This is a genomic window from Streptomyces sp. NPDC091281, assembly GCF_044757425.1.
Lineage (GTDB): Bacteria > Actinomycetota > Actinomycetes > Streptomycetales > Streptomycetaceae > Streptomyces.
Map to the genome: position 1 here is coordinate 234,000 of NZ_JBIVUY010000005.1, position 19,768 is coordinate 253,767.

Here is a 19,768-nt window from a genome sequence, read left to right on the forward strand (position 1 = left end):
GAGAACGATCGAGGGCCGGTCTCGGATTTCTCCGATACCGGCCCTGACCTGCGACTGTCTCCAGTCGGGACGACAGGATTTGAACCTGCGACCCCTTGACCCCCAGTCAAGTGCGCTACCAAGCTGCGCCACGTCCCGTTCACGCCGCACACGGAACTCCGTGTGATCGCGCGAACAGAACCCTACCCCACACCGGACCCCCCGCCGAAAACGACGGCGCCGCGGGACAATCGGGGCGTGGACAGTGGACGAGGCGACGGCGGGGCGGCGCGGGACCGGGACGGAGAGGGGCGGGCGCGGAACGCGCGGCCCCGGGACGGGCTCGGTCGGCCGCTGCCGTACGGGGCGGCCGGGGTGGAGCGGCAGCCCGAGGGGGTGGTGCGGGCGCCGGAGGAGAGCGTCGGGGAGGCGCAGGCGCTGCTGGACGCGGGGCGGCCGTTCCACGCGCACGAGGTGTTCGAGGACGCCTGGAAGTCGGGTCCGGCGGCGGAGCGGGCCCTGTGGCGCGGGCTGGCGCAGCTCGCGGTGGGGCTCACGCACGCGGCCCGCGGGAACCCGACGGGCGGGGTGCGGCTGCTGCGGCGCGGTGCGGGGGTGCTGGCGGAGTGGCGGCGCGACGGCGGCGGCCCGCGGCCGTACGGGATGGATCTCGTGGCGGTCGAGGGGTGGGCGCTCGGGCTGGCCGGGGAGGTCGAGGCGAACGGCCGACCGGTGGACCCGGCACGCCGGGCGCCCCGCCTGAGCTGACCCCCGGTGCGGCCGGGACCGGGCTCCCGGCGAGCCCGTCGCGCACCCCGGCTCCGCCGCGCCGCACCCCCGTACGGCAGACTCGGCCCGTGCGAACCATCCATGTCATCGGTATCGGCGCGGGCGACCCCGAGCAGCTCACCCTCCAGGCGGTCAAGGCGCTGCGCGCCACCGACGTGTTCTTCGTCCTGGACAAGGGCCAGGTGAAGAGCGACCTCACGGACCTGCGGCACCAGCTGCTGGAGACGCACGTCCCGGCGGGGACGTACCGCGTGGTGGAGGCGCGGGACCCGGAGCGGGACCGGCGGACGGACGGCGCGGGGTACGCGCCCGCCGTCGGGGACTGGCGCAGCGCCCGCGCCGGGATCTACGAGCGGCTGATCGCCGAGGAGCTGGGCGAGGACGGCACCGGGGCGTTCCTGGTGTGGGGCGACCCAGCGCTGTACGACAGCACGCTCGCCATCCTGGAGGAGGTGCTGGCGCGCGGGGCGGTGGAGTTCGCGTACGACGTCGTGCCGGGCATCAGCAGTGTCTCGACGCTCGCCGCGCGGCACCGGATCGGGCTGAACCGGGTGGCGGGCGCGGTGCAGATCACCACCGGGCGGCGGCTCGCCGAGGGGTTCCCGGAGGGCGTGGACGACGTCGTGGTGATGCTCGACGCGCACCAGGCGTTCACCCGGTACGCCGACGCGGCAGCCGGGGGTGAGGCGGACATGGAGCTGTACTGGGGGGCCTATCTCGGCACCCCGGACGAGATCCTCGTCTCCGGCCCGCTCGCCGAGGCCGGGCCGCGTGTGGAGCGGCTGCGGGCCGAGGCGCGGGAGCGCAAGGGCTGGATCATGGACACGTACCTGCTGCGCCGCAACCCGGGCACGGCGTAGGGGCGTACGGCTCCACCCGGGTGGCGGGTCCCCGCGTGCGGGGGCCGCGGCCCGGTGTGATCGTGACCCCGTGACCGTCACCCAGGAAGCGGCGGGGTCCGCGGGGCCCGCACCGTCCGCCACGCAGCCGCCGGTGCTCGATCCCCGGCGCCGGAACATCGTCTTCGCCACCATCGTGCTGGGCATGCTGCTGGCGGCACTGGACCAGACCATCGTGGGCACCGCGCTGCCGACGATCGTGTCGGACCTGGGCGGCGCCGAGCACATGTCGTGGGTGGTGACCTCGTACCTGCTCGCGGAGACCGTGGCGACGGTCCTGGTGGGCAAGTTCGGTGACCTGTTCGGCCGCAAGGTCGTGTTCCAGGTGTCGGCGATCGTGTTCATCACCGGTTCGTTCCTGTGCGGTCTGGCGACGAACATGTCGCTGCTGATCTCGTGGCGGGCGATGCAGGGCATCGGCGCGGGCGGCCTGATGGTGACCGCGATGGCGCTGATCGCGGACGTCATCCCGCTGCGCGAGCGCGGCAAGTACCAGGGCGCGATCGGCGCGGTGTTCGGCGTGGCCACGGTGATCGGGCCGCTGCTGGGCGGCCTGTTCACCGACCATCTGTCGTGGCGGTGGGCGTTCTACGTCAACGTGCCCATCGCGATCGCCGTCGTGATCGCCGCCGCCCGCACCATCCCCGTCGTGAAGTCGGCGGTCCGGCCGGTCATCGACTATCTCGGGATCGCGCTGGTCGCGGTCGGCGCGAGCGCCCTCATCCTGGCGACGAGCTGGGGCGGCAACGAGTACGCGTGGGGCTCGGGCGTCATCATCGGCCTGTTCGTGGGCGGCGCGGTGGCGCTGGCCGGGTTCTGCTGGGTGGAGACCCGGGCGAAGGAACCGATGCTGCCGATGCGGCTGTTCGCCAACCCGGTGTTCACGGTCTGCTCGGTCCTCAGTTTCATCGTCGGCTTCGCGATGCTCGGCGCGATGACGTACCTGCCGACCTATCTCCAGTACGTCGACGGCGACTCGGCGACGATCTCGGGCGTACGGACGCTGCCGCTGGTGATCGGGCTGCTGATCGCGTCGATCTTCAGCGGCAACGTGGTCAGCAAGACGGGCCGCTACCGGCTGTTCCCGATCGTCGGCTCGCTGGTGATGGGCGTCGGGCTGTACCTGATGTCGCTGATGGGGCCCGGCACCGGGGTGTGGCTGGAGTCGCTGTACATGTTCGTGCTGGGCACCGGCATCGGACTGAGCATGCAGGTGCTGACGATCGCCGTGCAGAACACCGTGGACTACGCCGACCTGGGCACCGCCACCTCCGGCGTGACGTTCTTCCGCACCCTGGGCAGTTCCTTCGGCACCGCCGTCTTCGGCACCATCTACACCAACGCGCTCACCCCGAACCTGCGGGACGGCGTCGCCGCCGCGACCGCCGCCGGGGACGTCGACGCGGCGACCGTGACCCGGGCCGCGACCAGTCCGGACGGCCTGCACGACCTGCCCTCGACGGCCGCCGGGCCGATCATCCAGGCGTACGCCGACACCATCCACACGGTGTTCCTGTGGACGGTGCCGGTGGCCGCCCTCGGCTTTGTCGTCGCCCTGTTCCTCAAGCAGGTGCAGCTGCGCGACAGCGCCCGGATGACCTCCACCGACATGGGCGAGGGTTTCGGCTCGCCCGCCGACGCCAACTCCCGGCGCGTGCTGGAGACGGCCGTCGCCCGCATCATCGGCGGGACCGATCCGGCGACCGCCCGCCGGATCGTCGACGAGTCCGACACCCGGCTCGACCCGGCGGGCGCCTGGGCGGTGATGCAGGTGGAGCTGTACACGCGGATGGTCGGCCACGCGAGCCTCGGTCTGATCGCGAGCCGCCGCCACATGCCGCCCGAGGTGCTGCTCCCCGTGTTCGAGCGGATGGTCGAGGAGGGCTACCTCACCCGGCACGGGTCGCTGGTGTCGCACACCGAGGCCGGGGCCCGCGAGGCCGCCGTCATCACGACGGCGTGGGGCCGCTGGCTGGAGGCGCGGGTGCAGCAGGACATCGGCCGGCCGCCCGGCGACGAGCTGCGGGCCGTCGTGGACACCATCGCGAAGCGGCTCCTGGTCGAGGACCTCGACACGGACCTGCCCCGGCGGCTCGCCCCCCGCTCCCCGGCCCCCGCGCCCGCGCTGAAATCCGGGTGACCCCCCGCCGCCCGGTGCCCATACTGGACGGCATGTCCCCGGCGCCCGTCCGCTTCCACGACCCCGGCGCCGACGCGCACGACTTCACCGCGTCGGTCCTGGTCCGCTGCCCGCGCTGCGCGCGCCTCGCCCGCCTCGAACGCCGTACGGGCGCACCCGACGCGCAGGGCCGGACCCGCCCGGAGCACCGGGTGGTGTGCCGCTCCTGCGGCCTGTGCCGCACGCCCCGCCCCTGGCCCGAGCTGTGGTTGCAGACCCGGACCCGGCGCGGTGAGATCTGGGCGTACAACCTGGAACACCTCGACCTGCTGCGGCGGTTCGTCGCCGCCGACCTGCGCGAGCGGGCCCCCTGGTACGAGCACGGCCGGAAGATGACGTACGTCGCCCGGCTGCCCGCCTGGATCAAGAGCGCCCGCCACCGCGCGGAGGTGCTGCGCGCGATCGACCGCCTCCGCGCCTCGGTCACCGCCCGCTGAGCCGGAACCGCGCCACCGGGTCCCCGGTCGCCGGGGTCGACGGGGTCGCCGCCACCCTGCTCCATGCCATACGTCATAATCGGTCGGGTCGGACGGCGGACCGACCGGACGGTCAGCGCGGTCCGGGCGGCACGGCGGGCGACACGCCCGGCGCGCCCGGCGCCCGGTGCCCCGGTCCCCGAAAGGAACCGCCGTGACCACGACCGACCTCCCCGCCCCGTCCCCCTTCCCCTCCCCCAGCGGCCCCGCCGCGGCCTCCGGCCTGGACCTCATACGGCAGGTGCAGGCGGGCGCGCTCGACGACGTGCCGTCGATCCTGAGCCTGCTCGGCATGCGCTTCGACGAGGTGGAGGAGGGCCGTGTGGTCGTCTCCCTCGACACCCGGCCGGACTTCGCCAACCCGCTGGGCACGGTCCACGGCGGCATCGCGGCCACGCTGCTCGACTCGGCGCTGGGCTGCGCGATCCACACCACCCTGCCCGCCGGGACCAGCTACACCACGCTGGAGCTGAAGGTGAACTACATCCGGGCGGCCCGTACCGAGGGGCAGCGGCTGACCGCCGAGGGCACGGTGATCCACACGGGCCGCCGCACGGCGACCGCCGAGGGCCGGGTCCTGGACGAGCGGGGCCGCCTCATCGCGCACGCCACGACGACCTGCCTGGTCATGCCGGTCGAGAGCTGAGCGCCACGCGCCCCGCCCGAGAGGCGGGCGGGGGCCGCTACGGCAGCAGGAGGTAGAGCCCGCCCGCCACCGTCGCCACGATCACGATCTGCTCGAACAGCCGCTGGTTGATGCGTTCCACGGCCCACCGGCCGAGCACCGCCCCGGGGACGACGAAGGCGACGAGCGCCGCGTCCAGCAGGAGCGAGTTCCCGTCGATCAGGCCGAGGCCGACGCTGAACGGCACCTTCGACACGTTGACGATCAGGAAGAAGAACGCCGAGGTGCCGAGGAAGCCGAGCTTGCGGAACCCGGCCGACAGCAGGTACATCGACATGACCGGGCCGCCCGCGTTGGCGACCATCGTGGTGAAGCCGCCGAGGACGCCGTAGGAGCGGGCCTTGAGGCGTCCGGAGCGGGTGAGGACCGCGTCGGGGCCGTCGGAGGCACCGGCCGCGCGGCGCCGCCACACCGTGACCGCCGTCATCAGCAGCAGGATCGCGCCGATCGAGGTCCGCACCGCGCCGTCACCGGCCCACGCGAGGAACACCGTCCCCACGACGACCCCGGCCGCCACCGCGGGGAACAGCCGCACCAGGGTGGGCCAGTGGGCGTGCCGCCGGTAGGTGAGGACGGCGAGGACGTCCCCGGCGATGAGGATGGGCAGCAGCACGCCGGTCGAGGCGCGGGCGGGCAGCACGGCGGCGAAGACCGCCAGGCTGACCGTGTTGGCGCCGCTGACGGCGGTCTTGGAGAAACCGACCAGCAGGGCGGCGGCGGCCAGGGCGGCGAACTCCCAGCCGGATATGTGCCAGAGCGTCATCGTGTCCATGCGGGGACCGATGCTACGCACACCTAACGGTCCGCCGGTGACCGGGTCCACCCCCTGACACGGCCGCCCCGCCTGCGGTGTTTGTGCCGTTCGGGCCGGGGCACCCGCGCTGCATGGAGCGGTGGCACGGCCCCGCCCCCGGCACGGTCCGGGGCGGGCCGCCGCGCTCCGTGGAGCACCCGGCCCGGTGCGACGCCGAGGCCGCGTGTGGGCCACGCAGACCACGTGAGAAGGAGAACCTCGGTATGACTGTCGTGAAGAGCCCGCTGCCCGAACCGGCCCGTCAGGTCACCTTCGAAGCGTTGCAGAGCACGCTCGTCGACCTCCTGGGGCTCTCCCTGATCGGGAAGCAGGCCCACTGGAACATCGTGGGACCGCGGTTCCGCTCGATCCACCTCCAGCTCGACGAGGTCGTCGCCTCGGCGCGCGGCTACGCGGACACCGTCGCCGAGCGGGCCGCCGCCCTGGGCCTGCCGCCGGACGGCCGCCCGGAGACGGTCGCCACGGCGTTCACGCTGCCGTCGCCGAAGGACGGCTGGCTGCGCGACGAGGACGTCGTCCGGGTGATCGCGGAGACGCTGGGCGCGGCCATCACCCGGCTGCGCGAGCGGATCGAGGCCACCGAGACGGCCGACCCGGTCACCCAGGACCTGCTGATCTCCATCACCGCCGACCTGGAGAAGCAGCGCTGGATGTTCGAGGCCGAGAACTGGCCGCGCGAGGCCTGACGGGCGAGGGGAACCGGCATCCGATGACCGACGCCCTGGAACGGGACACCCTCTGGGAGGAGTTCCACCGCGTGGTGAACATGACCTCGCAGGAACTCGCCGCCTGGCTTCAGGTGAGGGAGGCCGACGAGGAGGCCGCGCCGCTGCCGCGCGAGGCGGGTGGCGCGACCGGCGACCTCGTGCTGGCGATCCTCCAGAAGCGCCGCGCCGACCTCACCGACGACGACGTCCGTGTGATGTACGGCGTCGTCGACACGGTGACGGAGGAGACCGACCGGGCGGGGCGCGACGCCGGGCACCCGCCCGTCGACGAGGACACCGGCCTGCGGCACCGCCTGATGGCCCTCGGCCACGACCCGCTGCGGACCTGACGGCCCCGGCGTTCCTGCCTCCCGTCCCCCGGCCCTGAGCCCCGTGCTCGGGGCCGTCGCCGTGTCCGCGCTCAGCGCGCGGCGCGGGCCGGCGCCACCGGCAGTCCGAGCAGGCGGACGACCGTGCGGAGCACACCGTCCTCGTTGTTGGAGGGCGCCAGGTGCCGGGCCCGGCGGACCACCTCGGGGTGGGCGTTGGCCATGGCGAAGGACCAGTCGGCGGCGTCCAGCATCTCCAGGTCGTTGAGGTAGTCGCCGAAGACCAGCGTCTCGGCGGGGGTGATGCCCAGCTCGCGCTGGAGGCGGCGCAGGGCGGCGCCCTTGTTGGCGGTGCGGTTCATCACGTCGACCCAGTGCGCGCCGGAGACCACCACCTGGTGGGTGGCGGCGAACGGGGCGAGGGCGGGCGCCGTGGTCTCCTCGACCGGCCCGAAGTCGAACAGGGCGACCTTGAGGATCTCGTCGTCCACGGCGGTGGCGTCCGGGACGACCTCGTGGCGGACGTAGTAGCGGGCGACCTCGGCCAGGAACGCGGGGTCGGAGCGCTCGACGTACGCGGACCGCTTGCCGCAGACCACCGCACCGAGGTCGGCGCCGTCGGCCGCGAGGCGCCGCACGGTCGCCACCAGGCGGGCGACGGTGGCCCGGTCGAGAGGGTCGGAGCTGAGCTCGCGGCCGTCGCGGACGACGTAGGTGCCGTTCTCCGCGATGAAGACCATGCCGTCGCAGACGTCGGCGAACTCCTGGGCGAGCGTGGCGTACTGGCGGCCGCTCGCCGGGCTGAACAGCACCCCGCGCTCGCGCAGCAGGCCGAGGACCTCGCGCAGTCCCTCGGGGGGCCGCTTGTCGTCGTCGAGGAGCGTGCCGTCCATGTCGGTGACGATCAGGCGTATCCCGGCGGGCGCGGCGGGCGCCTCGGGGGCGGCCGGGAGGGGGGCGTGCGAGGAGGGCATGTCCAGCTTCCTGTACGGGGACGACCGGATCGTCACCCTACCGGGGGACGGCGGGCGGGCCGTCGGGCGTGAGGGGCCGCCGGAGCCGCTGCCGTCGTGGCACGCTGACCGGCGTCCGACCGACGACCGTACGGCGGCCGGTCCACCGGCGGCGAGGACCCGCCCGGGGGCCGTGCCGCGCACGTCCCAGCCGTGGAGGCCGTATGAGCACGCTCGCCGATCCCGTCCCCGGTGGCCGGCCCGGAGAGGTCGACCGGGCCCGCGCCCTCAGCGGGGAGCTGGCCGGGCGCGGGGTGCACGGGGTGGTGCTGGCGTACGTCGACACCGCGGGCGTCACCCGCGTCAAGACGGTGCCGACGGCCGGGCTGGCGTCCGCGGCGGCCTGGGGCGTCGGGATGTCCCCGGTGTTCGACACCTTCCTCGCCGACGACCGGATCGTCACCACCGACGTCCTGGGCTCCCCGGACGGCGACCTGCGGCTCTACCCCGACCTGGACGCGCTGGTGGTGCTGGCCGCGCAGCCGGGCTGGGCGTGGGCGCCCGTCGACCGGATCACCCAGGACGGCGCACCGCACCCCGCCTGCTCCCGCACCTTCCTGCGCCGCACCGTCGCCGCGGCCGGGGCGCGCGGGCTGTCGTTCCGGGCGGGCATCGAGATCGAGTGGTCGCTCGGCCTGGACTCGGCGCCGCCCGGCGAGTTCGTCCCCGCGACGGCGGGACCGGCGTACGGCGCGATCCGGCAGGTGGAGCTGAGCGCCTGCACCGCCGACCTGCTGGCGGCCTGCGCGGCGCAGGAGGTGCGGGTGGAGCAGGTCCACCCCGAGTACGCGCCGGGCCAGTTCGAGATCTCCACCGCCGCGCTGGACCCGGTGGGGGCCGCCGACGTCAGCGTGCTGGTGCGGCAGACGATCCGCGCGGTGGCCCGGCGGCACGGGCTGCGGGTGTCGTTCTCCCCCGCCGTCGTCGCCCGGGGTGTCGGCAACGGCGGGCACGTCCACCTCTCCGCCTGGCGCGACGGCGCCAACCTGCACACCGGCGGCGACGGCCCGTACGGCATGACGGGCGACGCTGAGGCCTTCACCGCCGGGGTGCTGGCCCGGCTGCCCGCCCTCACGGCGGTCACCGCGCCGAGCCCGGCGAGCCGGCTGCGGTTGCGACCCTCGCAGTGGGCGGGCGTGTTCACCGCCTGGGGGCTGGAGACCCGTGAGGCCGCGCTGCGGCTGGTGCGCGGCACGGCGGGCCGCCGGACCGAGGGCGCCAACCTGGAGGTGAAACCCGTCGACCTGGCCGCCAACCCGTACCTCGCCCTCGGCTCCCTGATCGCGGCGGGCCTCGACGGTGTCGCGTCCGGCGCGCGGCTGCCCGAGGAGACCCGCGGCGACCCCGCCGCGCTGGACCCCGCGACGGCGGCGGCGCGGGGCGTGCGACGGCTGCCGGAGTCGCTGGCGGACGCAGTGACGGAGTTCACGGCCGACGAGGTGCTGCGGGCGGCGCTCGGTCCGGTCCTCGCCGACGCGGTGACCGCCGTACGGCGCGGGGAGATCGAGGGCGTCGCCGGGCTGGACGACGAACGGATCGCGGCGGCCTACCGGTGGGTGTACTGAGGTGCCCGGCACCGGGCGGGCCGAGGGGCCCGTGCACGAGGCGCTGGGCGCGCTGGAGCTGGTCGACCACCACTGCCACGGCGTGGCCGAAGGACCTTTGCCCGCCGCGGAGTTCGAGGCGCTGCTCACCGAGGGCGACCGCTGGCCGGACGTCTCCCCCTTCGACACCCCGGCGGGTGTGGCCGTCCGGCGCCACTGCGCGCCCCTGCTCGGCCTGGAGCGGCACGCGCCGCCCGCCGACTACCTGGCCCGGCGGGCCGAGCTGGGACCCGAGGAGGTCAACCGGCGCTTCCTGACGGCCTCCCGGACGGGCGTGCTGTGCGTGGACACCGGGTTCGGGGCGGAGCGGCTCACCCCGCCCGCCGCGCTGGCCGGGACGGCGGGCGCGCGAGCGTACGAGGTGGTGCGGCTGGAGGGTGTCGCCGAGGCGGTGGCCGCGCGGGGCGTCGACGCGGGCGGGTACGGGGACGCCTTCCGGGCGGCGGCGCTGGACGCGGTGCGCGCGCCGGGCGTGGTCGGCGTGAAGTCGGTGGCCGCCTACCGCACCGGCTTCGACCTGGACCCGGCCCGCCCCACGGACGCCGAGGTGGTCCGGGCCGCCCGCCGCTGGCTGGCCCGCGGCGGACGGCTGGACGAGCCGGTCCTCGTACGGCATCTGCTGTGGACGGCCGTCGACCTCGGGCTGCCGCTCCAGCTGCACACCGGCTTCGGCGACGCCGACCTCCGGCTGCACCGCGCCGATCCGTCGCTCCTCACGGACTGGCTGCACCGGATCGCGGGCACGATCCCGGTGCTGCTCCTGCACTGCTGGCCCTACCAGCGGCAGGCCGCCTACCTGGCGGCCGTGTTCGAGCAGGTGCATCTCGACGTGGGGCTGACCCTGCACCACGTCGGGCCGGTACGCGCGCGGGCGGTCCTGGAGGAGGCGCTGGAGATCACACCCTTCCGCAAGCTGCTGTACAGCTCCGACGCCTACGGTGTCGCCGAGTTCTACACGCTCGGCGCACTGGCGTTCCGCCGGGGACTGGGGGATCTTCTCCAGGACCGGGTGGACGCCGACGAACTCGCCCTGTCCGACGCGCTGCGGCTGGCGCGCTGGGCCGGGGCGGACAACGCCCACCGGGTCTACCGGCTTCCCGACGGACACTGAAAGTATGATCAAGCAATGTCTGACCTGACCGAGACCACGCCCGGCTGGCTGAGCCAGGACGAACTCGAATCCGCCCGCGAACGCATGCCGATCCTGTACGTCGAGGCCGTGCCCGTGCGCGTCGACGACAGCGGCGAAGTGACCCGCATCGGCCTGCTGCTGCGCATCGGACCGGACGGCAACGTCAGCCGGACCCTGGTGTCGGGCCGGGTCCTGCACCACGAACGGGTCCGTGACGCGCTGCTGCGGCACCTGGAGAAGGACCTCGGCCCGGTGGCGCTGCCGCGGGTGCCGACCTCGCTCCAGCCGTTCACGGTGGCGGAGTACTTCCCGACCCAGGGCGTCACGCCGTACCACGACCCGCGGCAGCACGCGGTGTCGCTGGCGTACATCGTGCCGGTGACCGGTGACTGCCGGCCCCGCCAGGACGCGCTGGACCTGGTGTGGTTCGACCCGCAGGAGGCGGCGTCGCTCGCGGTGCAGAGCGAGATGCCGGGCGGGCACGGCTTCCTGCTGCGGCAGGCGCTGGCCCACGTCGGCCTCTCGGCCTCCTGACCGGGGTGGCACCGGGTCCCTCCCGGCCGGGCCCCGCCGTGGCGGGTGCGTCGCGGCCGGGCTCCGCCCTGCCCGGGACGTCGCAGGCCGGTACGTCGCCGCCCGGTGCGTCGCTGCCGGGTCCGCGTACGGCACGGATCGGGGTCGCCGCGTCCCGGCCGTGCACGGTCGTGGTCTGCCGGGGCTGCTGCTGCGGCGACGCCCGCAAGCACCCCGGTTTCGACCACGCCTGGCAGCTGGCCCGGCTGCGCGCGGGCGCCGCCGCGTCGGCGGGCGCCTTCCAGGTCCGTACGACGGACTGCCTGGGCCCCTGCGACCAGGCGAACGTCCTCGTCGTCCAGCCCTCGGCGGCCGGGCGGCGGGCGGGCGGGAAGGCCACCTGGGTGGGGTTCGCGATGGACGAGGACTGCACCGAGGAGGTGCTGTCCTGGGCCGCGGCGGGCGGTCCGGGGGTGGCCGCGCCGCCGCCCGCGCTGGAGCTACAGTTCGTCGCCCCGCCGCGCCCGGCCCGGCGGGGCCGCTGACCCGGACGCCCGCAGGGGGTCCGGCGGCCGGGCGGGGTCAGCCGAGCCCGGCGGCCGGTGCGACGTCGTCGGGCCGTTCGGCGCCGGGCCGTTCGGGATCGGGCGGGGCGCCGTCGTCGAGGAAGCCGCCCGACTGGTGCTGCCACAGGCGGGCGTAGGTGCCGTCCGCCGTGAGGAGTTCCTGGTGGGTGCCCTGTTCGACGATGCGGCCCCGGTCCAGGACGACGAGGCGGTCCATCCCGGCGACCGTGCTCAGCCGGTGGGCGACGACCAGCGCGGTGCGGCCCTCCATGAGCCGCCACAGGGCTTCCTGGACGAGGAGTTCGCTCTCGGAGTCGAGGGCGCTGGTCGCCTCGTCGAGGAGGAGGATCGGCGCGTCGCGCAGGACGGCGCGGGCGAGCGCGACCCGCTGGCGCTGCCCGCCGGAGAGCTTGATGCCGCGCTCGCCGACCATGGTGTCGAAGCCGTCGGGCAGCAGGTCGGCGAACTCGGTGACGTGGGCCGCGTCGGCGGCGCGGTGGATCTCGGTCTCGGTGGCGCCGGGCCGGGCGAAGGCGATGTTGTCGCGGAGGGTGCGGTGGAACATGGCCGGGTCCTGCGGGACGTAGCCGATGAGGCCGCGCAGGTCGGCCTGGCGGAGGCGGCTGATGTCCTGGCCGCCGACGAGGATGCGGCCGCCGTCGATGTCCGTCATCCGCAGCAGCAGCCGGGTCAGGGTGGTCTTGCCGCCGCCGGAGCGCCCGACGAGGCCGATCCTGGCGCCGCCCGGGACGTCGAGGTCGAGGCCGCGGAAGAGCGGTTCGGCGCCGCCGTGGGTGAAGACGACCCGTTCGAAGCGGACGTCGGCCGACTTCACGGGCCGCAGCGGTTCCGGGGACGGCGGGTCGAGGACGGTGGGCGGTGACGCGAGGAGTTCCGTGAACTGGGCGGCCTCCGTCATGGAGGACTCCAGCCGCCGGTAGATCTGGTTGAACTCGAACATGATGCGGGTGGCGTTGCCGTAGTAGGTGAAGGCGACGACGACCGCCTCGACGCCGTGGCCGCCCCCGGCGAGGGTCACCGCGAGGAGCAGTCCGAGCGCGTTGGTCAGGACGGACAGCGGCGCGACGAGGGTGTCGATGCGGAGGTTGCCGTAGTCCCAGGACTTGAGGGTGAGGCGGCGGGAGGCGGCGACGCGGGAGCGGTGCTCGGCGGCCTCACGGTCCTCGGCGGCGAAGGCGCGGACGGTGTCCATGTTCATCAGGCTGTCCGCGACATGGCCGGAGACCCGGGCGATGGCCTCCTCCCGCCGGTCGACGAGGGCCTGGCGGCGGCGGATCAGCGGGACCACGCACAGCGCGGTGAGGGCGAGCATCAGCAGCAGGCCGACGACGAGGAGGGGTTCGTAGCGCCACAGGACCACGGAGCCGAAGAGCAGGGGCACCAGGCTGCCGACGATCTGGAAGGTCGTCGTGTCGACGACCTCCTCGAAGCGGGAGGCGAAGCTGAGGACCCGTTTGGTGAGCGATCCGGCGAAGTTGTCGTGGAAGAACGCGGCGTCCTTGGCGAACAGCTCGTCCATGCCGATCACGTACAGGTGCTCGATGCCGAGGGCGTCGAGCCGGTTCAGGCAGTGCAGGCCCAGCCGCCACAGCGCCTCGGCGCACAGCAGCACCCCGGCGAAGCCGAGGACGTACGGCAGGGCGTCGCCGAGGTCGGGGGCGCGGCCGTCGGCGATGCGGCCGACGAGGCGGGCCACGATGAGCGGGGCGACGTAGGCGATGCCGATGTTGCCCAGGGCGGGCAGCAGCATCGCGGGGAGCGCCAGCCACCGCAGGCGGCGCACCTCCCGTGCGTAGTACCGCAGCGCGAGCAGCACCGCTCCCTTGCGCGGCGCGCCGCCGCGTTCCTCCGACGCTCCCATCCCCCACCCCGTACGGTCGTCCGGTGGCCGGCCCCCCGCCGGCTCTGGCAGTCTGCCGCGACGGTGGGCGCGCGGTCCAAGGGATTACCGGCCAGGAGCGCGGGATGCCTCCGTGCGCCCCCACTTCACCTCGGGCGCCCGTGGGGTGGGCGACACGGGTGGCTCCGGTGGCCGCGGGCATGAAGAAGGCCATCCTTCCCGGTGAGGAAGAACGGCCTGCGACCGGCGGCCATCGCCGCCCTGGGAGCGGTCGGCTCGGGTTCACCGGGCGGCCCTCCGGGCCAGGAACGGGAGGACGGCGATCACCGCGGCGGGCAGGTCCAGGTGGAGGGAGCGTGTCAGGGCCAGCGCGGCGCCCACCCCGGGCACCACCAGCAGCAGGTACCGGGCACCCACACCGTTCCCGCCTGCCCTGATCCCGTCGGCGGCAGGTGACCGGGACGCGCAGCGGCCCCGCAGGACAGGAGGTGCAGGGTTCCACTGCGGGTCCGCGGGGCCGGTGCATGACTCGGCTACCCGGCGGAGCGTCCGATAAGCCCGTTCCCTCCCGACCGGTCGCGCGAGGCCGGAGCCCCCCGCACGGAACGCGAGGGGGCCCGGCCGTGTCCGGCCGGGCCCCCTCGCGTCCTGCGTGGTGCGCCTCATGTACGGGCTGCCGCCTCTACCAGCGGTACCAGCGCCCCTTACGGCCCGAGCCGTCTGCGGAACGGACCACGAAGCCCAGCACCCACAGGACCAGCACGATCACCGCGATCCACCACAGCGCCTTGAGGGCGAAGCCCGCGCCGAACAGGACCAGAGCCAGAAGAAGAACCAGAAGCAAGGGAACCATTGTTGTCGACCTCCTGACCAGCAGATGCCCTTACATCGGTCCTACAAGCGCACAAAATATGAGTTATTTTCTCGGCGGACGGGGCACATGCGAACGCCCCTCCGCCCTCTTCCCCGGGGGTCCGCCGACATGCTCCGCCGCCGCCCCCCTCCCCCACTCCCCCCGGCTCCGGCTCCGGCTGCTCACCCCTTGCCGTGCTGCCCGCAGCCGCACGCGTCGTGGCGGCCGTGCACGCCCGCGATCCGGGCGGGACGCGCCGTCGCCGCGGACCTCGCCAGCCGGGGCGCGGCGGAGGACGACGCCTCGTGCACCACGCGCCCGCCGACCAGCGTCAGCCGCACCTCGGTGTCGCTGATCTCCCGCACCGGTATCCGGGTGACGTCCCGGTCCAGCAGGACCAGGTCGGCCGCCCGCCCCTCGGTCAGGGTGCCGATGACGCGCTCCATCCGGAGCTGGTAGGCGGACCCGGCGGTGTGCATCCGCAGCGCGGCGGTGCGGCTGAGGGATTCCGTCTCCGGGTACAGGGCCCCTTCCTCGGCGAAGGCGCCCTCCCGGTCGACGGCGGTGCGGATCTGGTTCCAGGACTGCAACGGGTCGACCGGCCAGTCCGACCCGCCCGACAGTGTCGCCCCGTGCCGCCGCAGGCTCCCGGCGGGGTAGAGGCGGCGGTGGCGCCTCTCGCCGATGTAGGGCAGCAGGGAGCCCATCGTCCACTCGTCGCGCATGGCCCACTGGAGCTGCATGCAGGCGATCACCCCCAGGGAGGCGAACCTGCGGTAGTCGGAAGGGTCGACCAGTTCCAGGTGGGCGATCGTGTGGCGGTTGCCGCGCCGTCCGTTGGCGCGCCGGGCGGCCTCGTAGCCGTCGAGGGCCGTGCGCACCGCCCGGTCGCCGATGGCGTGGGCGTGCAGCTGCCAGCCGGCCCGGTCGAGCAGCGTGGCGAGCCGGCCGTACTGCGCCGACGTCGCGTACAGGTCGCCGTGGTCCTTGGTCGGCCTGCCGTTCCTGTCGAGGTAGGGCGAGAGCAGCGCCGCCGTCTGCGCCGGGTACTCGATGACGCCGTCCAGGTAGACCTTGGCGGTGCCGAAGCACAGCCCCCGCACCTCGCCGTAGGTCTTCCGCAGGGTCCGCAGGTGGGCGAGGGCGCCCCGTGGGTCCTTGACCTGGTCCAGGCTCAGCCGCAGTGCGGGGGCGACCCGTTGGAGCAGTGTGCCGCGCCCCGCGAGCGCCGCGTAGGTCTCCAGCTGGGAGGTGCTGACCGAGGCGTCGAGGTAGGTGGTGATGCCGGCCGCGGCGGCCTGTGCCAGCGCCCGTTCGCTCGCCTTCAGCAGCGCGTCCCGGTCGGGGCCGGGGATCAGCGGGCGGACGAGGTCCTGGGCCCGGTCCTTGAGCAGGCCGGTGGCCGAGCCGTCGGCCCCGCGCACGATCCTGCCGCCGGTCGGGTCGGGGGTGCTCGCGGTGATCCCGGCCAGTTCGAGGGCGCGCCGGTTGACCCAGGAGTTGTGCCCGTCACTGGCCTGGAGGTGCACGGGCCGGCGGGTCGGCAGCGCGTCCAGCATGCTGTGGTGCGGCGCGGTCCCGGCGGGCAGCAGTCCCGCGAAGTTCCAGCCCTCGACGGTGAGCCAGCCGTCCGGCTCCGCCGACGCGGTGTCCTCCAGCATCTTCTTCAGCGCCGCCTGGAGCTGCGGGACCGTGAACTTCTCGTCGTCCAGGCTCTTCTGCAGCGAACGGGAGGCGGCGCCCAGCGGGTGGGTGTGCCCGTCGACGAGGCCGCTCATCACCGTGTGCCCGCGGGCGTCGACGACGTCGGTGTCCCGGCCCAGCAGGCGCCGTACGTCGGCGGAGCGCCCCACGGCGAGGAGGGTCCCGTCGCGGCCGACGGCGACGGCCTCCTGGATCCGGGCGCCGGGCAGGCCGGTGAAGACGCGGGCGTTGTGGATGATCAGCGCGGCCGAGCGGCGCCCGGTGCGGGACCCGGCGTCGGATGCGGCGGCGGCCCGCGGTCCGGGCAGTGCGGTCACGGCGGCACCGGCACCGGCCGCCGCCAGAAGGCCGCGTCGTGAGAGGTCGGAACTCATGGGTACGTCTCCCGGTGGTGAGGGCATCACGAATGGCGAAGTACGGCACACCCTGAGCGATTAAATCCATAACCACCAGACACGGATACGATCGATATCGTCCGTCCACTGTCCAGAAAACGACGAATTCCGTACGATACGGGGATGTCCAGAGTGACCATCGCCGATGTGGCCCGCGCCGCCGAGGTGTCCACCGCGACTGTCTCGAACGCTCTCAACGGCACCGGCCGGCTCAGCGCCGCGACCCGCTCCCGGGTGCGCGCGGTCGCGGCGGACCTCGGCTACGGCAGCCTCGCCGCCGCCCCGGCGCTGGCCGTGGCCGCGGCCGGCTCGGCCGTCGGACATACCGGTGCCGCCGCCTACTTCTCCCGGCTCGCCGCCGCGGCCACCGAGGCCGCCCACCGCCGCGGTTACGCCCTCTTCGTCATGCCCGCCGACGCCGCCGCCGCGCACTGGCGGACCCTGCCCGTGGCGGGGGCGCTCTTCCTGGACGCGTCCGGACGGAATCCGGCCGTCGGCGTCCTGCGCACCCGCGGTCTCCCGCTGGTCTTCGACGGGCGGCCTGCCGAGCAGCACCGCGGCGAGAGCTGGGTCGACAACGACTACGCCGCCGCCACCCGGTCGGCACTGGATCACCTGGCCGCCCGCGGCGCCCGCAGCGTCGCGCTGGGCGGCTGCCCCAGGGGCGATTCCTACACCCGCCTCTGCCGGGAGACCTACCGGGCCTGGTGCGCGGACCGGCGCGTGGAGCCGCGCGTCCTCCGCATGGACGCCCGCGACCCCGAGGGCCGGCTGCTGGACTCCCTGCTCGCCCCGCCGTCACGCCCGGACGCGGTGCACGGCCTGTGCGACGCCTGCGGTCACCGCTTGGTGGCCTCCGCCCGACGCGTCGGCGTCCCGGTCCCGGACCGCCTGCTGCTCTCCTGCCTCAGCACCGGCCCCGGCCCCGTACCGCTTCCTCCCACCGTCACCCGGGTCACCCTCACGCCGGACCGGCTCGGCCGGGCCGCGATCGACGCGCTGACCGCCCTCGTCGAGGACCCCCGCACGGCCCGCCCGGCGCGGCTGCTGCCCACCCGGCTGCATCCGTCGGGCCGCGGGTGACGGTCGCCGCGGACGGGACGTCACTCGGGGCTCGTCCTGAGACCTCATGGCTGACGTGCCGTCAGATGGTGCGGGTGGCCGGATCGTTGGTGCTCGCCGCTCCGTTCTCCACGTGCGCGGCCAGACGGCGGACGTAGTTGCGGTCGGTGGGCGAGGTGACCGTGATGTCGTACCAGTGGTTGCCGGCCGGGACACCCCAGGCGGGCACGGTGCGCGACGAACCCGGCTGCACGGTATAGGTGTAGTGGTCGTCGGGCGCGTAGGCGTCGGTGGCCTCGAAGGTGAAGGGCGCCGAACCCGGGTTGCTGAACGTCAGCGTGACCTGGGCGGTGGCGGGTGTGTGCCGGGCGACCACCTCGGGGCCGACCTGACCGGTGGTGCCGGCCATGCGACGCAGAAAGCCGTGGGGACCGTGGACGGAGAAGTCGTAGCGGACGGACGCGGCAGGCATTCCCCAGGTGTCGGACAGTGCCTTTCCTGCCTCCACGGTGTACGGCCAGGGGCCGTCGGAGCGGTGCGCGGCGGTGACGAGGAAGGCGGCGCCCGCCCTGCCGAAGCTGCTGAACGAGAACCTCATGCGGCCGTCGACCGCGGCGGAGTCCACGGCGAGGTCGTACGGGAGAGCACGGGCGTTGCGCAGGCCACGCTCCTGCTTGGGTACGGCACCGGTCGCGGGCGGGGCGGGAACGTAACTTCCGGGATTGTCGTGGTGGGGCGGCCGAAAGGCGCCGGTGCCGGGCAGCGCGGGCGCGGTGGCGTCGGCGCGGGTGAAGTCGAAGGCCGAGGTGAGGTCGCCGCAGACGGCCCGCCGCCAGGGCGTCACATGAGGGACGTGCACACCGAATCGCTTCTCGATGAACTGCACGATCGACGTGTGATCGAAGGTCTGTGAGCAGACCCAGCCTCCGGTGGACCACGGGGAGATCACCAGCATGGGCACGCGCGGCCCGAGCCCGTACGGCCCGGCCGCGTAGCCGGGGACGTTGCCGATGTACAGGTCCCTGGTGACGTCCGCGGTGGACAGGCCGCGCGCGGCCGAGGCGGGCGGGAAGGGCGGCACGACGTGGTCGAAGAAGCCGTCGTTCTCGTCGTAGGTGAGCAGGAGGGCGGTGCGGCTCCACACGGCGGGGTCTGCCGTGAGGGCGTCCAGCACCTGCGAGACGTACCAGGCGCCGTAGTTGGCAGGCCAGTTGGGATGCTCGCAGAACGCCTCGGGCGCCGCTATCCAGGACACCTGCGGCAGTTTCCCGGTCAGCACGTCCGATCTGAGCCGGTCGAAGTAGCCCTCGCCGCGGCGGGCCTCGGTTCCGGTGCGGGCCCGGTCGTACAGCGGGCTGCCGGCCGTCGCGTTCCGGTACTGCGTGAAGTACAGCAGGGAGTTGTCGCCGTAGTTGCCGATGAAGGGGTCGCTGCGGGTGTAGCCCCAGGAGCCGGCGGCGTTCAGGCCGGTGCCGATGTCCTGGTAGACCTTCCAGGAGATGCCCGCCCGCTCAAGAATCTCGGGCAGGGTCGTCCAGCCGTATCCGGCTTCCTCGTTGCCGAGGACCGGGCCACCGCCCCTGCCGTCGTTGCCCGCCCAACCGGTGTACATGTAATAGCGGTTGGGGTCGGTCGCGGAGAGCATCGAGCAGTGGTACGCGTCGCAGATCGTGAAGGCGTCGGCGAGCGCGTAGTGGTAGGGGATGTCCCGCCGGGTCAGATAGGCCATCGTCGTGGTGGTCTTGGCGGGTATCCAGCGGTCGTAGTGACCGCCGTCGAACGCCGCGTGGGTGCCGGACCAGCTGTGGTCGAGGTCCTGGATGAACTGCATGCCCAGGTTGTCGGCGTCCGGACGGAAGGGCAGGGTCTCGCGGCCGGTGGAGTCGGCCTGATGGAACACGGACTTGCCGCTTGGCAACGTTGTCGGACGGGGGTCGCCGAAGCCGCGAACCCCGCGCAGGGCGCCGAAGTAGTGGTCGAAGGAGCGGTTCTCCTGCATCAGCACGACGATGTGCTCGACGTCCTGGAGGGTGCCGGTCCCGGCGGCGGCCGGGATGGCGGCGGCCTTGGCGATACCGCCGGTGAGGACGGACGCGGCTGCGCCTGCTCCGGCGAGCTGGAGGAATCTGCGGCGGTCGACGTTCGGCACGACGGCTTCTCCTGGCGTCCGGCAGCGGGGGCGTGCCACGCGACGGAGAGCGCTGGGAC

General features: G+C 74.0%; 19 protein-coding genes and 1 tRNA gene. 12 read left to right on the forward strand and 8 right to left on the reverse strand.

Annotation, left to right across the window (positions count from 1 at the left end; translation table 11 throughout):
• Window positions 1-64 precede the first annotated feature (64 nt).
• A tRNA-Pro gene (locus tag ACIQPQ_RS15640) sits at window positions 65-138 on the reverse strand.
• Window positions 139-237: 99 nt separating this feature from the next.
• Between ACIQPQ_RS15640 and ACIQPQ_RS15645 the strand changes: the two genes are divergently transcribed.
• The 5 genes from ACIQPQ_RS15645 (at window position 238) to ACIQPQ_RS15665 (ending at window position 4,968) form a co-directional block, all read left to right on the forward strand.
• Complete coding sequence (locus ACIQPQ_RS15645) at window positions 238-747, forward strand: DUF309 domain-containing protein (protein WP_401303973.1); 510 nt, start codon at window positions 238-240, stop codon at window positions 745-747.
• A gap of 89 nt (window positions 748-836) precedes the next feature.
• Window positions 837-1,628: a precorrin-6A synthase (deacetylating) gene (gene cobF / locus ACIQPQ_RS15650; RefSeq protein ID WP_401303976.1), complete on the forward strand. Its 792-nt coding sequence runs from the start codon at window positions 837-839 to the stop codon at window positions 1,626-1,628.
• A gap of 70 nt (window positions 1,629-1,698) precedes the next feature.
• Entirely contained in the window at window positions 1,699-3,807 is a 2,109-nt protein-coding gene (locus ACIQPQ_RS15655) for an MDR family MFS transporter (RefSeq protein WP_401303979.1), read from the forward strand.
• Window positions 3,808-3,839: 32 nt separating this feature from the next.
• A complete protein-coding gene (locus tag ACIQPQ_RS15660; protein ID WP_401303981.1) occupies window positions 3,840-4,283 on the forward strand; it encodes a hypothetical protein in 444 nt (147 codons plus the stop codon).
• A 193-nt stretch (window positions 4,284-4,476) separates the two neighbouring features.
• Window positions 4,477-4,968 (forward strand): PaaI family thioesterase, encoded by a 492-nt coding sequence (locus tag ACIQPQ_RS15665; RefSeq protein ID WP_383766512.1) that lies wholly within the window; start codon window positions 4,477-4,479, stop codon window positions 4,966-4,968.
• Between the two features lie 37 nt (window positions 4,969-5,005).
• On the opposite strand, the gene ACIQPQ_RS15670 is transcribed toward ACIQPQ_RS15665, so the two are convergent.
• Window positions 5,006-5,779 carry a sulfite exporter TauE/SafE family protein gene (locus ACIQPQ_RS15670; protein ID WP_401303984.1) on the reverse strand — a complete coding sequence of 258 codons (774 nt, stop codon included), beginning with the start codon at window positions 5,777-5,779 and terminating at the stop codon, window positions 5,006-5,008.
• A 245-nt stretch (window positions 5,780-6,024) separates the two neighbouring features.
• On the opposite strand from ACIQPQ_RS15670, the gene ACIQPQ_RS15675 reads away from it, so the two are divergent.
• Complete coding sequence (locus tag ACIQPQ_RS15675; RefSeq protein WP_401303987.1) at window positions 6,025-6,507, forward strand: Dps family protein; 483 nt, start codon at window positions 6,025-6,027, stop codon at window positions 6,505-6,507.
• 23 nt (window positions 6,508-6,530) lie between these two features.
• Window positions 6,531-6,878 (forward strand): DUF3140 domain-containing protein, encoded by a 348-nt coding sequence (locus ACIQPQ_RS15680; RefSeq protein WP_401303990.1) that lies wholly within the window; start codon window positions 6,531-6,533, stop codon window positions 6,876-6,878.
• Window positions 6,879-6,949: 71 nt separating this feature from the next.
• Here the strand turns inward: ACIQPQ_RS15680 and ACIQPQ_RS15685 are convergent, their stop codons facing one another.
• A complete protein-coding gene (locus ACIQPQ_RS15685) occupies window positions 6,950-7,831 on the reverse strand; it encodes a Cof-type HAD-IIB family hydrolase (RefSeq protein WP_401303992.1) in 882 nt (293 codons plus the stop codon).
• Between the two features lie 203 nt (window positions 7,832-8,034).
• Here ACIQPQ_RS15685 and ACIQPQ_RS15690 point away from each other — a divergent pair, with 203 nt between their 5' ends.
• From ACIQPQ_RS15690 to ACIQPQ_RS15705, 4 genes are all read left to right on the forward strand, one after another.
• Window positions 8,035-9,435 (forward strand): glutamine synthetase, encoded by a 1,401-nt coding sequence (locus ACIQPQ_RS15690; RefSeq protein ID WP_401303995.1) that lies wholly within the window; start codon window positions 8,035-8,037, stop codon window positions 9,433-9,435.
• Between the two features lies 1 nt (window position 9,436).
• Complete coding sequence (locus ACIQPQ_RS15695; RefSeq protein ID WP_401303998.1) at window positions 9,437-10,585, forward strand: amidohydrolase family protein; 1,149 nt, start codon at window positions 9,437-9,439, stop codon at window positions 10,583-10,585.
• Between the two features lie 15 nt (window positions 10,586-10,600).
• Window positions 10,601-11,140: an NUDIX hydrolase family protein gene (locus ACIQPQ_RS15700; protein WP_383766531.1), complete on the forward strand. Its 540-nt coding sequence runs from the start codon at window positions 10,601-10,603 to the stop codon at window positions 11,138-11,140.
• A gap of 137 nt (window positions 11,141-11,277) precedes the next feature.
• The gene (locus ACIQPQ_RS15705; protein ID WP_383767170.1) at window positions 11,278-11,664 is read left to right on the forward strand and encodes a (2Fe-2S) ferredoxin domain-containing protein; all 387 of its coding nucleotides are present in this window, start codon (window positions 11,278-11,280) and stop codon (window positions 11,662-11,664) included.
• 37 nt (window positions 11,665-11,701) lie between these two features.
• On the opposite strand, the gene ACIQPQ_RS15710 is transcribed toward ACIQPQ_RS15705, so the two are convergent.
• From ACIQPQ_RS15710 to ACIQPQ_RS15725, 4 genes are all read right to left on the reverse strand, one after another.
• Window positions 11,702-13,567 carry an ABC transporter ATP-binding protein gene (locus ACIQPQ_RS15710; RefSeq protein WP_401304001.1) on the reverse strand — a complete coding sequence of 622 codons (1,866 nt, stop codon included), beginning with the start codon at window positions 13,565-13,567 and terminating at the stop codon, window positions 11,702-11,704.
• 261 nt (window positions 13,568-13,828) lie between these two features.
• A complete protein-coding gene (locus tag ACIQPQ_RS15715; RefSeq protein ID WP_401304004.1) occupies window positions 13,829-13,963 on the reverse strand; it encodes a hypothetical protein in 135 nt (44 codons plus the stop codon).
• A 265-nt stretch (window positions 13,964-14,228) separates the two neighbouring features.
• Window positions 14,229-14,399: a DUF5670 family protein gene (locus ACIQPQ_RS15720; protein ID WP_383782087.1), complete on the reverse strand. Its 171-nt coding sequence runs from the start codon at window positions 14,397-14,399 to the stop codon at window positions 14,229-14,231.
• A gap of 182 nt (window positions 14,400-14,581) precedes the next feature.
• On the reverse strand, window positions 14,582-16,477 hold the full coding sequence (locus tag ACIQPQ_RS15725; protein ID WP_401304007.1) for an amidohydrolase: 1,896 nt from the start codon (window positions 16,475-16,477) through the stop codon (window positions 14,582-14,584).
• 144 nt (window positions 16,478-16,621) lie between these two features.
• On the opposite strand from ACIQPQ_RS15725, the gene ACIQPQ_RS15730 reads away from it, so the two are divergent.
• Complete coding sequence (locus ACIQPQ_RS15730) at window positions 16,622-17,581, forward strand: LacI family DNA-binding transcriptional regulator (protein WP_401304010.1); 960 nt, start codon at window positions 16,622-16,624, stop codon at window positions 17,579-17,581.
• Between the two features lie 61 nt (window positions 17,582-17,642).
• Here ACIQPQ_RS15730 and ACIQPQ_RS15735 read toward each other — a convergent pair whose 3' ends face one another.
• Window positions 17,643-19,709 (reverse strand): phosphocholine-specific phospholipase C, encoded by a 2,067-nt coding sequence (locus ACIQPQ_RS15735; RefSeq protein ID WP_401304012.1) that lies wholly within the window; start codon window positions 19,707-19,709, stop codon window positions 17,643-17,645.
• Window positions 19,710-19,768 lie beyond the last annotated feature (59 nt).

Excerpts from the sequence above, each read along its gene's own strand:
- ACIQPQ_RS15660 (WP_401303981.1), top strand. The coding sequence starts at position 3,840 with ATGTCCCCGGCGCCCGTCCGCTTCCACGACCCCGGCGCCGACGCGCAC.
- ACIQPQ_RS15670 (WP_401303984.1), bottom strand. The coding sequence starts at position 5,779 with ATGGACACGATGACGCTCTGGCACATATCCGGCTGGGAGTTCGCCGCC.
- ACIQPQ_RS15675 (WP_401303987.1), top strand. The coding sequence starts at position 6,025 with ATGACTGTCGTGAAGAGCCCGCTGCCCGAACCGGCCCGTCAGGTCACC.
- ACIQPQ_RS15680 (WP_401303990.1), top strand. The coding sequence starts at position 6,531 with ATGACCGACGCCCTGGAACGGGACACCCTCTGGGAGGAGTTCCACCGC.
- ACIQPQ_RS15685 (WP_401303992.1), bottom strand. The coding sequence starts at position 7,831 with ATGCCCTCCTCGCACGCCCCCCTCCCGGCCGCCCCCGAGGCGCCCGCC.
- ACIQPQ_RS15690 (WP_401303995.1), top strand. The coding sequence starts at position 8,035 with ATGAGCACGCTCGCCGATCCCGTCCCCGGTGGCCGGCCCGGAGAGGTC.
- ACIQPQ_RS15700 (WP_383766531.1), top strand. The coding sequence starts at position 10,601 with ATGTCTGACCTGACCGAGACCACGCCCGGCTGGCTGAGCCAGGACGAA.
- ACIQPQ_RS15710 (WP_401304001.1), bottom strand. The coding sequence starts at position 13,567 with ATGGGAGCGTCGGAGGAACGCGGCGGCGCGCCGCGCAAGGGAGCGGTG.
- ACIQPQ_RS15720 (WP_383782087.1), bottom strand. The coding sequence starts at position 14,399 with ATGGTTCCCTTGCTTCTGGTTCTTCTTCTGGCTCTGGTCCTGTTCGGC.
- ACIQPQ_RS15725 (WP_401304007.1), bottom strand. The coding sequence starts at position 16,477 with ATGAGTTCCGACCTCTCACGACGCGGCCTTCTGGCGGCGGCCGGTGCC.
- ACIQPQ_RS15730 (WP_401304010.1), top strand. The coding sequence starts at position 16,622 with ATGTCCAGAGTGACCATCGCCGATGTGGCCCGCGCCGCCGAGGTGTCC.